Raw genomic sequence first — 13,826 nt, 5'->3', positions numbered from 1 at the left:
GGGCTGAGAGGGCGCTGACCTCCGTACGAACGGTACGGGAACCGCTGCGTCGACCGCCGAACCTGTTACCGGGTAATGCCGGCGTAGGGAGTTACGGTCTCATGACCACGCAGGACGCACGCACGTCTGCCGACCTGTCCACCGACGGCACGGTGGGGGAGCGGAACGGGCAGACCGGACAGATCGGCTGGCACAAGGACTACGTCACCGGTTCCCGCCCGGATCTGAGGGTTCCCGTCCGCCGGGTCCACCTCACCAACGGCCGGGACGTCCGCCTGTACGACACGTCCGGTCCGTACACCGACCCGGCCGTCGACACGGACGTCCGCCGGGGCCTCGCACCGCTGCGCGAGAACTGGATCATCGGGCGCGGCGACACCGAGGAGTACGCGGGACGCCCCGTGCGCCCCGAGGACGACGGCATCAAGCACACCTCGCCGCGCGGTGGCCTCAGGAACCTCGACGCGGTCTTCCCGGGCCGCCCCCGGCTGCCGCGCCGGGGCCGTTCCGGCACCGCCGTGACCCAACTCGCCTACGCCAGGCGGGGGGAGATCACCGAGGAGATGGAGTTCGTCGCGCTCCGGGAGAACGTCTCCCCGGAGACCGTGCGCGAGGAGATCGCCGCCGGCCGCGCCGTGCTGCCGGCCAATGTGAACCACCCCGAGTCCGAGCCGATGATCATCGGCAAGAAGTTCCTCGTCAAGGTGAACGCCAACATCGGCAACTCGGCCGTCACCTCCTCCATCGAGGAGGAGGTCGAGAAGATGACCTGGGCCACCCGCTGGGGCGCGGACACGGTGATGGACCTGTCCACCGGCCGCAACATCCACACCACCCGGGAGTGGGTGCTGCGCAACTCCCCCGTCCCCATCGGCACCGTGCCGCTCTACCAGGCGCTGGAGAAGGTGGACGGCAAGGCCGAGGAACTCACCTGGGAGATCTACAAGGACACGGTCATCGAGCAGGCCGAACAGGGCGTGGACTACATGACCGTCCACGCCGGTGTCCTGCTCCGCTACGTCCCGCTGACCGCCCGCCGCAAGACCGGCATCGTCTCGCGCGGCGGCTCGATCATGGCCGCGTGGTGCCTCGCGCACCACAAGGAGTCGTTCCTCTACGAGAACTTCGAGGAGCTCTGCGAGATCCTCGCGGCCTACGACGTGACGTACTCGCTCGGCGACGGCCTGCGCCCCGGCTCGATCGCGGACGCGAACGACGAGGCCCAGTTCGCCGAACTGCGCACGCTGGGCGAGCTCAACGCGATCGCCAAGCGGCACAACGTCCAGACGATGATCGAGGGCCCGGGCCACGTCCCGATGCACAAGATCAAGGAGAACATCGACCTCCAGCAGGAGATCTGCGAGGAGGCCCCGTTCTACACCCTGGGCCCGCTGACCACGGACGTCGCCCCGGCCTACGACCACATCACCTCCGGCATCGGCGCCGCGATGATCGCCTGGTGGGGCACGGCGATGCTCTGCTACGTCACGCCCAAGGAGCACCTGGGCCTGCCGGACCGCGACGACGTGAAGACCGGCGTCATCACCTACAAGATCGCGGCACACGCCGCGGACCTGGCCAAGGGCCACCCCGGCGCCCAGGAATGGGACGACGCCCTCTCCGACGCCCGTTTCGAATTCCGCTGGGAGGACCAGTTCAATCTGGCCCTGGACCCCGACACGGCCCGCGCCTTCCACGACGAGACGCTCCCGGCGGAGCCGGCGAAGACGGCGCATTTCTGCTCGATGTGCGGTCCGAAGTTCTGCTCGATGAAGATCTCCCAGGACATTCGCCGGACGCACGGCGGAGACATGGGAGCCGCCGAGATCGAGGCCGGAATGGCGGAGAAATCACGGGAGTTCGCGGAAGCGGGCGGCAGGGTCTACCTGCCGATCGCCGACTAGGCCCGGCACCGGGGAACTCGGCGTTTCCGCAGGCGGTGGGGCCGAGAACCGCTGGCGTCCGGACGGGCCCGACGCCGCAACGTGGGTTTGCGGCTTCGGGCCCGACGCGCGTCCTCCCGCCGTGCGGCCCACTGCACGGCAGAACTGGAAACCTGGGACGTCGGGTTGTTCCAACCGGCGGCGCGCAAAGGGACGTTCGCCGGCGGATTCGCCGTGGGCGGCGCGCGTTCCTCAATCCCTCCGGCGCTCCTGCCCGCCGAACTCCGGACCCGTGAAATCCGGGCTCGTGAAACTCGGCCGGGTGTGCGGGCTCGGGCTGTCCTCGTGGCTGGAGAAGCCGGGCGGTGTGTAGCCGAGCCGGCTGTGGCTCTCGTCCGGCTCGCGGCCGTACGAAGTGGCGGGCCGGTCCGGCGCGTTGGCCAGCGTACGGCGCAGGAACGGCAGCACGCCCTGACGCAGCAGCGCCTCGCGCCAGACCTCGCGGGCGCGGTCGGCCTCCGCGGCGAGGGCGTCGCCCTCCGCCACCGCGCCGTCCGTCCCGCCGTGGCCGTTGCGCAGCGCCGTGAACAGCAGCGCCCCCATGGCGACCAGCGCCGTCGCGGCGGTCAGGCCGGCGAACCACCAGCCGGCGGTGACCATCGGGCCGGCCACGGGCTCGTCCGTGCCGACGGCCTTCAGGGCGTAGCCGATGACGAGGAAGAGGAGCGCGGCTATGCCCGCGAGGACCGGCGCCAGCACGGTGAGCATGGCGGCGGCACCCGCGCCCCCGGAGTCGTGGCGGGGCGCGGTGGAACGGCCGCGCAGGCCGTCCCGCAGCCGGACGTAATCCCGGTATTCCGTCATGGCGCAGGCGGAAATGGCGGCCATGGCCTCGATGGCCATGAGGCGCAGCTGTTCGACGTCGAGGCGCTGTCCGGTCGCGGAGAGCAGGGCCTCGATCTCCGGGTCGCGGTCGGCCGAACGCAGCGCCAGGTCCAGGACGCGCTCGAATTCCGGGCGGTCCTCGGCGGGCAGGTGCGGAGCGCTGTTCATGGTGCATCCCCCGATGCTCCGTAGGGCCCTTGGCGCGGGCGGCGCCGGCGGTGGGCGGAAACGGAGGAGAGCCTGCTACGGATAAGCCGATGGTAGAGCCGCACCGGTGCGGGGTGACAGTGCGTTTCGCGAATTCCCCCGCGGCGGTGGAGTTCTCCGGGAACCCCACCCCTGCCCGCGGAGGGCGCGGCGAATCCTCAGCCGGCCAGTGGGAGTTGCACGACCAGCAGCTTTCCGGCCATCGTGACCCCGCCGTCCATGGCGAGGGCGAGGCCGTCCGCGTAGAGGTGCGGGCCGTCCACGACGGGCGCGCTCTCCTCGCCGTCCGCCTCCTCGCCGGGCACCTCGCCGAGGAGGTACGGGATGGGGCTGTGGCCGTGGACGACGCGGCTGCCGCCGTAGGTGTCGAGCAGCTCGCGCGCCGCCAGGCCGCCCGACTCGTCGCGGAAGGCGAAGCGCTTGGTGAACTTGCGGAACAGCTCCCAGCACTCGTCCGGGTCGTTGCGCTGCAGCGCCTCGGTCACCGCGTCGTTGACGGCCTCGATGGAGTCGCCGTAGTCGAGGTAGGCGGTGGTGTCGGAGTGGACGAGCAGGTGGCCGTCCTCCTGCGCCATGGCGTCGAGCCGGGACATCCACTGGAGGTGGTGGTCCTCCAGGCGCTCCATGTCCGTGCGCTGGCCGCCGTTGAGCAGCCAGGCGGCCTGGAAGGAGGCCGTGCCGGCGCCGGAGTTCACCGGGGTGTCGCCGAACCGCTTGGCGCCGATGAGCAGCAGCTCGTGGTTGCCCATCAGGGCCTTGCAGTAGCCGCCGGCCGCGGCGGCCTCGGCGGAGAGGCGCATGACGAGGTCGATCACGCCGACCCCGTCGGGGCCGCGGTCGGTGAAGTCGCCGAGGAACCAGAGCCGGGTGTTGCCCGCGGCCCAGTGGCCGTTCGCGTCGACGATGCCCTCGGCGGCGAGCGCCGCGTACAGCTCGTCGAGGTAGCCGTGGACGTCGCCGACGACGTAGAGCGGGCCGGGGCCGCTCGGCAGCGGCTGGGCCTGGGGGGCGGTGATGGGCGTCAGCTCGACGGTGGGGACGTCGTGCGGGTCGGCGGCGTAGGGCTGCCGCTCGATGACCGGCAGGTCGCGGGCGGTGGGTGTGTAGCCGCCGAGGTGCGGGTCCTCGGCGCCGAGGTGCGCCGGGGGCAGGGGATGGGTGTATCCCTGCAGGGGAGGATGAGCGGCGTACCCCGGGTACGGCGTCATCGCCTCCGTGGTCCCTGCCACAGGTCCTTGTCCGGCCCCCTGAGCCATCGACCCCTCCACCGTCGCGCCGCAGTGCACCTTGTGGACCCTGCCTGGTCGTGGCGGCCCGTGGTGTCGTGCGCCCATCATAGGAATGACCGTCGCGGCTTGTGACGCACCAGGGGCCGTCAATCGGGGCGGGGGCCCGGGTTCACCTGTCTTTTCTCCCGTATTGTCCGTTTCCTTGGCGTCGGGCGAGGCGTTCCTGTGTGGTGACCCATAGGGTGCGCGCGGTTGACGGCCGTCCGGCGGCGGCCGGTCAGCCGGATGCCGGACCGCGCGGGGGACCGACCGCGGTGCGCGGCGGACGGCGCTCGGAGGAGGTCCGGACGATCAGCTCCGTGGGTATGACCTGCTCCACCGGCCGCCCGTTGTCCAGGCCCTCGATGGCGTCGATGAGGAGCTGGACGACCGCCGTCCCGATGCGCCGCGGCTTGAGGGAGAGCGTGGTGATGGGCGGCTCGGTGGCGGCGTAGACGGCGGACTCGCTGCAGCAGACGAGCAGCAGGTCCTCCGGGACGCGCAGGCTGTAGCGGCGGGCGGCGGCCAGCAGGTCGGTGCCGTTGGGGTCGAAGAGGCCGTAGACGGCGTCGGGACGGTCGGCACGGGCGAGCAGCCGGTCGGCGGCGACGGCGCCGGCGCAGGGGTCGTGGGCCGGGTACTCCTCGTACACCGGGTCCTGGCCGATCCGCTCGCACCAGTGCAGATAGGCGTCGGTGGACAGGCGGGTGTACGTGTCGGTGCTGGTGCCGGTGAGCAGCCCGATGCGGCGGGCGCCGGCGGCGGCGAGGTGGTCGAGGATGCCCAGGACGGCGGCCTCGTGGTCGTTGTCCACCCAGGCGGTGACCGGGAGGGTGCCGGCCGGGCGGCCGTCGGAGACCACCGGGATGCCCTGGCGCACCAGGTCCGAGACGACCGGGTCGTGGTCCGAGGGGTCGATCACGACGGTGCCGTCCAGGGCGACGTTGGACCAGACGTCGTGCCGGGAGGTCGCGGGCAGGATGACCAGGGCGTAGCCGCGGGCGAGGGCGGCGGAGGTGGCGGCCCGGGCCATCTCGGCGAAGTAGGCGAACTCGGTGAAGGTGAAAGGTTCATCCCCGTACGTGGTCACGGTCAGGCCGATGAGGCCCGACTTTCCCGTGCGGAGGGTGCGGGCGGCGGCGGACGGGCGGTAGCCCAGCCGGTCGGCGACCTCGCGGACGTGGCGGCGGGTCGCGTCCGGCAGCCGCCCCTTGCCGTTGAGGGCGTCGGAGACGGTCGTGATCGAGACGCCCGCGGCGGCGGCGACGTCCCGGATGCCCGCCCGTCCCTGCCGGGTGCCTCGCCGGGCGGGATCCGTCCGGCTCACTTGGTGCTTCCCTGCTGCTGTCATGGCGAGCCGATAGTAGGGCTCGGGGGGGCGTCCGGAAGGGCGCCTTATTTTGGAGTTGACAGGCACGTTTCTGCACGAGAATTCCCGACCAATGACCTTGGAATTGCAGGCAGTTAGGGAGGGAAACGGTAAACCGTTGGCCCCTGGCATATCTACGTCCGCTGACGGCACGGGGGTGCGGGGAGCTCTCAACTCACCTTCACGGGGGATGCGCGCCACGGCGCCCGCCAGGGCGCGCGCCAGGGCGGCTGGCGCGGCCGCACATCTGGACGCCACCCGGGGCAATCCTCTTAAGGTGTGCAGTATTCAGGGATGCGAGGAGGACCCGCGGTGACCGAGAAGACCCCGAAGCTGCGCCCCGTGCTGGACAGTGTTCCGTCCTACAAGCCCGGCCGGCCGGCCGCCGCCGACGGGCCGGCCGCCTACAAGCTGTCCTCCAACGAGAACCCGTACCCGCCGCTGCCCGGCGTCATGGAGCGCGCGGTCGCCGCGGCGGCCGAGTTCAACCGGTACCCCGACCTGTCGTGCGCCGGCCTGCTGGCCGAGCTCGCGGACCGGTTCGACGTACCGCTCTCCCACCTCGCGACCGGCACCGGTTCGGTGGGCATCGCCCAGCAGCTCGTCCAGTCCACCTCGGGTCCGGGCGACGAAGTGATCTTCGCCTGGCGGTCGTTCGAGGCCTACCCGATCGTCACGCAGATCGCGGGTGCCACTCCCGTCATGGTCCCGCTGACCGAGGACGAGGTGCACGATCTGGACGCGATGGCCGCCGCGATCACGGACCGCACGCGGCTCATTTTCGTCTGCAACCCGAACAACCCCACCGGCACGGTGGTGCGCCGCGCCGAGCTGGAGGCCTTCCTGGACCGGGTCCCCTCCGACGTCCTGGTCGTCCTGGACGAGGCGTACCGCGAGTTCATCCGGGACGAGGACGTGCCCGACGGCATCGACCTCTACCGGGACCGCCCCAACGTCTGTGTGCTGCGGACCTTCTCCAAGGCGTACGGGCTGGCCGGGCTGCGGGTGGGTTTCGCGATCGCGCACGAGCCGGTCGCCGCGGCGCTGCGCAAGACCGCCGTGCCGTTCGGCGTGACGCAGATCTCCCAGGAGGCCGCCATCGCCTCGCTGCGCAGCGAGGAGGCGCTCGCCGAGCGGGTGGAAGCGCTGGTGAAGGAGCGCGCGCGGGTGGTCGAGGGGCTGGAGGGCCAGGGCTGGACGGTGCCCGAGAGCCACGCCAACTTCGTCTGGCTGCGGCTGGGGGAGCGGACGGCCGACTTCGCGGCGGCGTGTGAGCGCGGCGGTGTGATCGTCCGGCCGTTCGCGCCGGAGGGCGTGCGGATCACGATCGGGGAGCCGGAGGCGAACACCCTCTTCCTGAAGGCCGCGGAGGAGTTCCGCAAGCAGCTCTAGCCGGGACCGCACCGGACGGGCGCCGCACCCGGGGACGGGGTGCGGCGCCCTTCGCATGCCCGGGTCCGGGTGCGGCGCAGCGGCCTCCGGCCCCCGCAAGGGCCCAAGGGGGTACCCCGGATACATGACCGAAAAGGGGGTGCGTCATAATGCTTGTGAATGTGAACGCGTTCACAAGCGCTTCCCTTATGTTCCGCTTTCACCGGGACAAAGGGGGCAAAGTGCTGGCTAAACACCGCCGGCGAAGCACCGGTACGAGACACCGGTGACGCACGACGCAAGGAGGGACCGCGGTGAACCTGGCCCTGGCGCCGGAGACCCTGGCGCGCTGGCAGTTCGGCATCACCACCGTCTACCACTTCCTCTTCGTCCCCCTCACCATCAGTCTCGCGGCGATCACCGCCGGTCTGGAGACGGCCTGGGTGCGCACGGGCAAGGAGAAGTACTTCCACGCCACGAAGTTCTGGGGGAAGCTCTTCCTCATCAACATCGCGATGGGGGTGGTCACCGGCATCGTGCAGGAGTTCCAGTTCGGCATGAACTGGTCGGACTACTCCCGCTTCGTCGGTGATGTCTTCGGGGCGCCGCTCGCGATGGAGGCCCTGCTGGCCTTCTTCTTCGAGTCCACCTTCATCGGACTGTGGATCTTCGGCTGGGACAAGCTGCCCAAGAAGATCCACTGCGCGTGCATCTGGATCGTGTCCCTGGGCACCGTGCTGTCCTCCTACTTCATCCTCGCCGCCAACTCGTGGATGCAGCACCCGACCGGCTACACGGTCGACAAGGCGACGGGCAAGGCCCAGCTCACCGACATCTGGGCGGTCCTCACCCAGAACACCACCCTGGTCGTGGTCTTCCACACCCTCACCGCCGCCTTCCTCACCGGCGCGGCGTTCATCGTCGGCATCTCCTCGCTCCACCTGTGGCGCGCCAAGCGCAAGCAGCTGAGGGGCGAGGAGCTCGACGAGAAGCAGCGCAGGCAACTGCCCGCCATGCTGGCCTCGCTCCGCGTCGGCCTGGTCGTCGCGGTGATCGCCGGGCTGGGCACGGCGATCAGCGGTGACTCGCTGGGCAAGGTCATGTTCGAGCAGCAGCCCATGAAGATGGCCGCCGCCGAGGCCCTGTGGGAGACGCAGGCACCCGCGCCCTTCTCGGTCTTCGCGGTCGGCGACGTCGGCAAGGGCCACAACAGCGTCGAGATCGAGATACCCGGTCTCCTCTCCTTCCTCGCGCACAACAACTTCACCGAGTCCGTCCCCGGCATCAACGACATCGCGGCCAAGGAGGCCGCCCAGTACGGCGGCAAGCCGGACGACTACATCCCCAGCATCTTCATGACCTTCTGGGGCTTCCGCCTCATGATCGGCTTCGGGATGACCTCGTTCGTCGCCGGTGCCATCGGACTGTGGACCACCCGGCGGAAGTTCTGGCTGGCGCCCGAACACCGCAGGGGCGAGGACGAGATCCCGCGGCTCATGCTCACCAAGTCCCGGGAGATGGGCCCCTTCCTGACCAAGTGGTCCTGGCGCATCGGCATCCTCACCATGGGATTCCCGCTGATCGCCAACTCCTTCGGCTGGATCTTCACCGAGATGGGCCGCCAGCCGTGGGCCGTCTACGGCCTGATGAAGACCGGTGACGCGGTCTCCCCGGGCGTCAGCCAGGGCGAAGTCCTCACCTCCCTCGGGGTGTTCACCGCGCTGTACGCGGTCCTCGCGGTCGTCGAGGTCAGGCTGCTGGCCAAGTACGCCAAGGCAGGCCCCGACACGGACGAGAAGCCCCCGGCCAAGGACCCCCGGCTGCGCCTGCCCTCCGGCGGCTCCGGCGAGGACCGGCCCGCCGAGGACGCCGACAAGCCGCTGACCTTCGCCTACTGACGCGACGGCGGAACGGAGAACCGACCATGCACCTCCACGACTTCTGGTTCCTGCTGATAGCCGTCCTGTGGACGGGCTACTTCTTCCTCGAGGGCTTCGACTTCGGCATCGGCGTGCTCACCAAGGCGCTCGCCAAGGACCGCACCGAACGCCGGGTGCTGATCAACACGATCGGCCCCGTCTGGGACGCCAACGAGGTCTGGCTCATCACCGCCGCCGGTGCCACCTTCGCCGCCTTTCCCGACTGGTACGCCACCCTCTTCAGCGGCTTCTACCTGCCGCTGCTCGCCGTCCTGGTCTGCCTGATCGTCCGCGGCGTCGCCTTCGAGTACCGGCACAAGCGCAGCGGCGAGCGCTGGCAGCGCAACTGGGAACACGCCATCTTCTGGTGCTCGTTGATCCCCGCCTTCCTCTGGGGCGTCGCCTTCGCCAACATCGTGCGCGGGGTGCCGATCGGGCCGGACAAGAACTTCAACGGCGGTCTCGCCGACCTGCTGAGCCCCTACGCCCTGCTGGGCGGCCTCCTCACGCTCGTCCTCTTCACCTTCCACGGCGCCGTCTTCGCCGCCCTCAAGACCGTCGGCGACATCCGGTACCGGGCCAGGGCCTTCGCCGCCCGGTCCGGCGTGGTCGCCGGGGTCCTGACCGTCGCCTTCCTCGCCTGGACCCAGGCCGAGGCGGGCAACGGGCGCAGCCTGCCGGCCCTGGCCGTCGCCGTGGCGGCGCTGGCCGGCGCCCTGGTCATGAACCAACGGGGCCGGGAGGGCTGGGCGTTCGCCCTGTCGGGGCTCACCGTCGTGGCCGCCTTCGCGATGCTCTTCCTCGCGCTCTTCCCCGACGTCATGCCCTCCTCCAGCAACGCCGAGTGGAGCCTGACCGTCACCAACGCGGCGTCCAGCCCCTACACGTTGAAGATCATGACCTGGATCGCGGGCTTCATGACGCCCGTGGTCCTCGCCTACCAGGCATGGACGTACTGGGTCTTCCGGCAGCGGATCGGCACCCGGCACATCCCGGCCGCGCACTGAGCGGACGCGCGGTGTGCGGACGTGCCGGGCGAGCGTGCGACGCGCGGACGCGCCGAGCGAGCGGTGTGCGAACGCGCCGGGCGAACGTGCAGTGAGTAAACGCACTGAGCGAACGCACGGAGTGCACGCGCACTGAGCCACCGCACTGCGAGACCACACCGCGAGACCCGCACCAGAGAATCCACTGAAGGAGGATGAGCGGATGAAGCCCGTGGATCCCCGACTCCTCCGGTACGCCTCCGCGACCCGGTTCTTCCTGGCCGCGTCCGTCCTGCTGGGGCTGGCCGGGGCCGGACTGGTCATCGCCCAGGCGATGCTGATCGCCGAGACGGTGACCGGCGCCTTCCAGCGCGGCCGCACGGCCGGCGACCTGGCCGTCCCCCTGGCCCTGCTGGCCGCGACCGCGGCCGGCAGGGCCCTGGTCTCCTGGCTCACCGAGCTCGCCGCGCACCGGGCGAGCGCCGCGGTCAAGTCCGAACTGCGCGGCCGGCTGCTGGCGCACACCGCCCGGCTCGGCCCGGGCGCGGTGAACACCGGCGAGCTGACCGCTCTGGCCACCCGCGGCGTCGACGCGCTCGACGACTACTTCGCCCGCTACCTGCCCCAGCTTGGTCTGGCGGTCGTGGTGCCCGTCGCCGTCCTCGCCCGTATCGTCTCCGCCGACTGGGTCTCGGCGCTGGTCATCGTCCTCACCCTCCCCCTGATTCCGCTGTTCATGGCGCTCATCGGCTGGGTCACCCAGTCCCGCATGGACCGCCAGTGGCATCTGCTGTCCCGGCTCTCCGGGCATTTCCTCGACGTCGTCGCCGGGCTGCCGACGCTCAAGGTCTTCGGCCGGGCCAAGGCCCAGGCCGCGTCCATCCGCGCCATCACCGACGACTACCGGCGCGCCACCCTGCGCACCCTGCGCATCGCCTTCCTCTCCTCCTTCGCCCTGGAGCTGCTCTCGACCCTGTCGGTCGCCCTGGTCGCGGTGGGCATCGGCATGCGCCTCGTCCACGGCGAACTCGATCTCCAGACCGGACTGTTGGTGCTCGTGCTGGCGCCCGAGGCGTATCTGCCGCTGCGGCAGGTGGGCGCCCAGTACCACGCGGCGGCGGAGGGGCTGGCCGCCGCCGACCGGGTCTTCGCCGTCCTGGAGACCGAACCGCCGGCCGAGGGCAGCCGTCCCGCGCCCGACGCGCGGGACGCCGTGCTCCGTGTGGAGCGGCTGGTGGTCCGCCACCCGGGACGGGACCGGGCCTCTCTGCCCGAGACCTCGTTCGAGGTGCGGCCCGGTGAGACGGTCGCCCTGACCGGAGCCAGTGGCTCCGGCAAGTCGACCCTGCTGAACGTCCTCCTCGGTCTCCAACGCCCCGCGAGCGGGCGGGTGTCCGTGGACGGCGTCGATCTGTCATCGCTCTCCCCCGAAAGCTGGCGGGCCCAGGTCGCCTGGGTCCCGCAACGGCCTCATCTCTTCGCCGGCACCGTCGCCGAGAACGTACGGCTGGCACGGCCGGACGCCACCGACGCACAGCTGCGCGACGCGCTCCGCGCGGCGGGTGCGCTCGATTTCGTCTCCATGATGGAGCAGGGCACTGACACTCGCCTCGGCGACGACGGGGCCGGTCTGTCGGCCGGTCAGCGCCAACGCCTGGCCCTGGCACGGGCGTTCCTCGCCGACCGGCCCGTGCTGCTCCTGGACGAGCCGACGGCGAACCTGGACGGCGAGACCGAGGCGGCGGTCGTCGAGGCGGTGCGACGGCTCGCCGAGGGCCGGACGGTGCTGCTGGTCGTGCACCGCCCGGCCCTGCTGGCCGTGGCGGACCGGGTGGTGCGGCTCGGGGAGCCGGGAGAAGTCCGGCCGTCCGGTGCCGTGCCGGGAGGCGCCGGTCGCGCCGGTGCCGCCGCGTCCGGCGGTCCTGCGTCCGGCGGTCCCGCCTCCGTGGGCGCGGACGGTACCGGCCCTGGTGGTGCCGCCCTTCCAGCTGGCGCGCCGGCTCCGGAAGGGCCGGCTCCGCAAGTACCGGCTCGGGAAGTGCCGGCTCCGGACGGGGCGGGATCACACCTGCCGGCCCAGGGCGTGCGGACTCCGGACGCGCCGGCGGGCGGCGCTCCGGGCGCCGGGGCCCCCGCGCCCGAGCCCCCCACATCCGCCCCCCTGGCCCGTGTGCGCGCCGAAGGCCGCCCCTACCGCGGCAGGTTCTGGCTGGCGCTGCTGCTCGGCAGCCTGGCGCTGGCCAGTGCGACCGGCCTGATGGCCGTCTCCGGATGGCTGATCTCCCGCGCCTCCCAACAGCCGCCCGTCCTCTACCTGATGGTGGCCGTCACGGCGACACGCGCCTTCGGCATCGGACGTTCCGTCTTCCGCTACGCCGAGCGCCTCGTCTCGCACGACGCGGTGCTGCGCGCGCTGGCCGGGATGCGGGTCTCCGTCTACCGGCGGCTGGAGCGGCTGGCCCCCGCCGGGCTGCGCGACACCCGCCGCGGCGACCTGCTGTCCCGGCTGGTCACCGACGTGGACGCGCTCCAGGACTACTTCCTGCGCTGGCTGCTGCCGCTGGGCTCGGCCGTCCTCGTGGGCGGGGCGGCCGTCGGGTTCACCGCCTGGCTGCTCCCCGAGGCCGGGGCGATCCTGGCGGCCGGCCTGCTGACGGCGGGCGCGGTGGTGCCCGTCCTGTCGGCCGCCGTCGCCCGGCGGGCCGAGCGGCGACTGGCGCCCGCGCGCGGCGAGTTGTCGGACGGTGTGGTCGGCCTGCTGTCCGGCCTCGCCGAACTCACCGTCGCCGGCGCGCTGCCCGCCCGGCTCGCGGGGTTGCGGCGGGTGGACGCCGCCCTGACCCGGATCGCCCGCCGGGCCGCCGCGGCCACCGCCCTCGGCGCCGGACTGACGTCCCTGGCCTGCGGGTTGACCGTCGCGGCGGCCGCCTGGGCCGGTGTGGGGGCGGTCCACGACGGGCGGCTCGGCGGCGTGTGGCTCGCCGTCGTGGTGCTGTTGCCGCTGGCCGCGTTCGAGGCGGTGACCGGGCTGCCCGCGGCGGTCCAGCACCGGCAGCGGATGCGCCGCTCCGCGGAGCGGGTGTACGAGGTGCTGGACGCTCCGGAGCCGGTGCGCGACGGGACGGGGCCCGCGCCGTCGTCCCCGTTCCCCCTGCGGCTGACGGGGCTGACCGCGCGCTACCCGGGCCGTGCGGAACCGGCGTTGTGCGACGTCGGCCTGGAGCTGACGGCGGGGCGCAGGGTCGCGGTCGTCGGGCGGTCCGGCGCGGGCAAGACGACGCTCGCGCAGGTGCTGCTGCGCTTCCTGGACGCCGGGACGGGGGCGTACGCCCTCGGTGGCCGGGACGCGGCGGGGATGGACGGTGACGCCGTGCGCCGTCTCGTGGGCCTGTGCGCCCAGGACGCGCATCTCTTCGACAGTTCGCTGCGCGAGAACCTGCGGCTCGCCCGCCCGGACGCGGACGACGAGCGGCTGCGCGAGGCGCTGCGCGCCGCCCGGCTGCTGGACTGGGTCGAGGCGCTGCCCCAGGGGCTCGACACGATGGTCGGGGAGCACGGCGCGCGCCTGTCCGGGGGCCAGCGGCAGCGGCTGGCGCTCGCCCGCGCGCTGCTGGCGGACTTCCCGGTGCTGGTGCTGGACGAGCCCGCGGAACACCTGGACGTGGCGACCGCGGACGCGCTGACCGCCGATCTGCTGGCGGTCACCGAGGGCCGGACCACGGTGCTGATCACCCACCGGCTGGCCGGGCTCGACGCGGTCGACGAGATCGTCGTGCTGGACGCCGGCCGCATCGTGGAACGCGGGACGTACCGGGAACTGGCGGCGGCGGACGGAACGTTCCGGCAGATGCTGGAGCGGGAGCGTGCGGAGGCCGACCTGGAGCATTCCGCGCTTTCGGCTCATCAGCCGCTTTCCATGGCAAAAGGTACTTATTAAT

8 protein-coding genes are annotated in these 13,826 nt (G+C 71.9%); 5 read left to right on the top strand and 3 right to left on the bottom strand.

What is annotated here, in order from left to right:
- Positions 1 to 101: 101 nt before the first annotated feature.
- Positions 102 to 1,904, top strand: coding sequence for a phosphomethylpyrimidine synthase ThiC (gene thiC / locus AC230_RS27290; RefSeq protein WP_049719028.1), 1,803 nt, complete (start codon positions 102 to 104; stop codon positions 1,902 to 1,904).
- 231 nt (positions 1,905 to 2,135) lie between these two features.
- Here thiC and AC230_RS27285 read toward each other — a convergent pair whose 3' ends face one another.
- The 3 genes from AC230_RS27285 to AC230_RS27275 form a co-directional block, all read right to left on the bottom strand.
- Complete coding sequence (locus AC230_RS27285) at positions 2,136 to 2,936, bottom strand: hypothetical protein (RefSeq protein ID WP_049719027.1); 801 nt, start codon at positions 2,934 to 2,936, stop codon at positions 2,136 to 2,138.
- A gap of 197 nt (positions 2,937 to 3,133) precedes the next feature.
- Positions 3,134 to 4,231: a metallophosphoesterase gene (locus AC230_RS27280; RefSeq protein WP_049719026.1), complete on the bottom strand. Its 1,098-nt coding sequence runs from the start codon at positions 4,229 to 4,231 to the stop codon at positions 3,134 to 3,136.
- Positions 4,232 to 4,481: 250 nt separating this feature from the next.
- Entirely contained in the window at positions 4,482 to 5,594 is a 1,113-nt protein-coding gene (locus tag AC230_RS27275) for a LacI family DNA-binding transcriptional regulator (protein WP_049719025.1), read from the bottom strand.
- Between the two features lie 330 nt (positions 5,595 to 5,924).
- Between AC230_RS27275 and hisC the strand changes: the two genes are divergently transcribed.
- From hisC to cydD, 4 genes are all read left to right on the top strand, one after another.
- Positions 5,925 to 7,004: a histidinol-phosphate transaminase gene (gene hisC / locus AC230_RS27270; protein ID WP_049719024.1), complete on the top strand. Its 1,080-nt coding sequence runs from the start codon at positions 5,925 to 5,927 to the stop codon at positions 7,002 to 7,004.
- 293 nt (positions 7,005 to 7,297) lie between these two features.
- Entirely contained in the window at positions 7,298 to 8,881 is a 1,584-nt protein-coding gene (locus AC230_RS27265; RefSeq protein WP_049719023.1) for a cytochrome ubiquinol oxidase subunit I, read from the top strand.
- 26 nt (positions 8,882 to 8,907) lie between these two features.
- Entirely contained in the window at positions 8,908 to 9,909 is a 1,002-nt protein-coding gene (gene cydB, locus AC230_RS27260; protein ID WP_049719022.1) for a cytochrome d ubiquinol oxidase subunit II, read from the top strand.
- Positions 9,910 to 10,111: 202 nt separating this feature from the next.
- Positions 10,112 to 13,825, top strand: coding sequence for a thiol reductant ABC exporter subunit CydD (cydD, locus tag AC230_RS27255; RefSeq protein WP_049719021.1), 3,714 nt, complete (start codon positions 10,112 to 10,114; stop codon positions 13,823 to 13,825).
- Position 13,826: the final 1 nt, after the last annotated feature.

It is taken from the genome of Streptomyces caatingaensis, assembly GCF_001187435.1.
Lineage (GTDB): Bacteria > Actinomycetota > Actinomycetes > Streptomycetales > Streptomycetaceae > Streptomyces > Streptomyces caatingaensis.
The sequence above is the reverse complement of the archived record's forward strand: the minus strand, read 5'-3'. Positions and strand labels throughout refer to the sequence as shown.

Excerpts from the sequence above, each read along its gene's own strand:
- thiC (WP_049719028.1), top strand. The coding sequence starts at position 102 with ATGACCACGCAGGACGCACGCACGTCTGCCGACCTGTCCACCGACGGC.
- AC230_RS27285 (WP_049719027.1), bottom strand. The coding sequence starts at position 2,936 with ATGAACAGCGCTCCGCACCTGCCCGCCGAGGACCGCCCGGAATTCGAG.
- AC230_RS27280 (WP_049719026.1), bottom strand. The coding sequence starts at position 4,231 with ATGGCTCAGGGGGCCGGACAAGGACCTGTGGCAGGGACCACGGAGGCG.
- AC230_RS27275 (WP_049719025.1), bottom strand. The coding sequence starts at position 5,594 with ATGACAGCAGCAGGGAAGCACCAAGTGAGCCGGACGGATCCCGCCCGG.
- cydB (WP_049719022.1), top strand. The coding sequence starts at position 8,908 with ATGCACCTCCACGACTTCTGGTTCCTGCTGATAGCCGTCCTGTGGACG.
- cydD (WP_049719021.1), top strand. The coding sequence starts at position 10,112 with ATGAAGCCCGTGGATCCCCGACTCCTCCGGTACGCCTCCGCGACCCGG.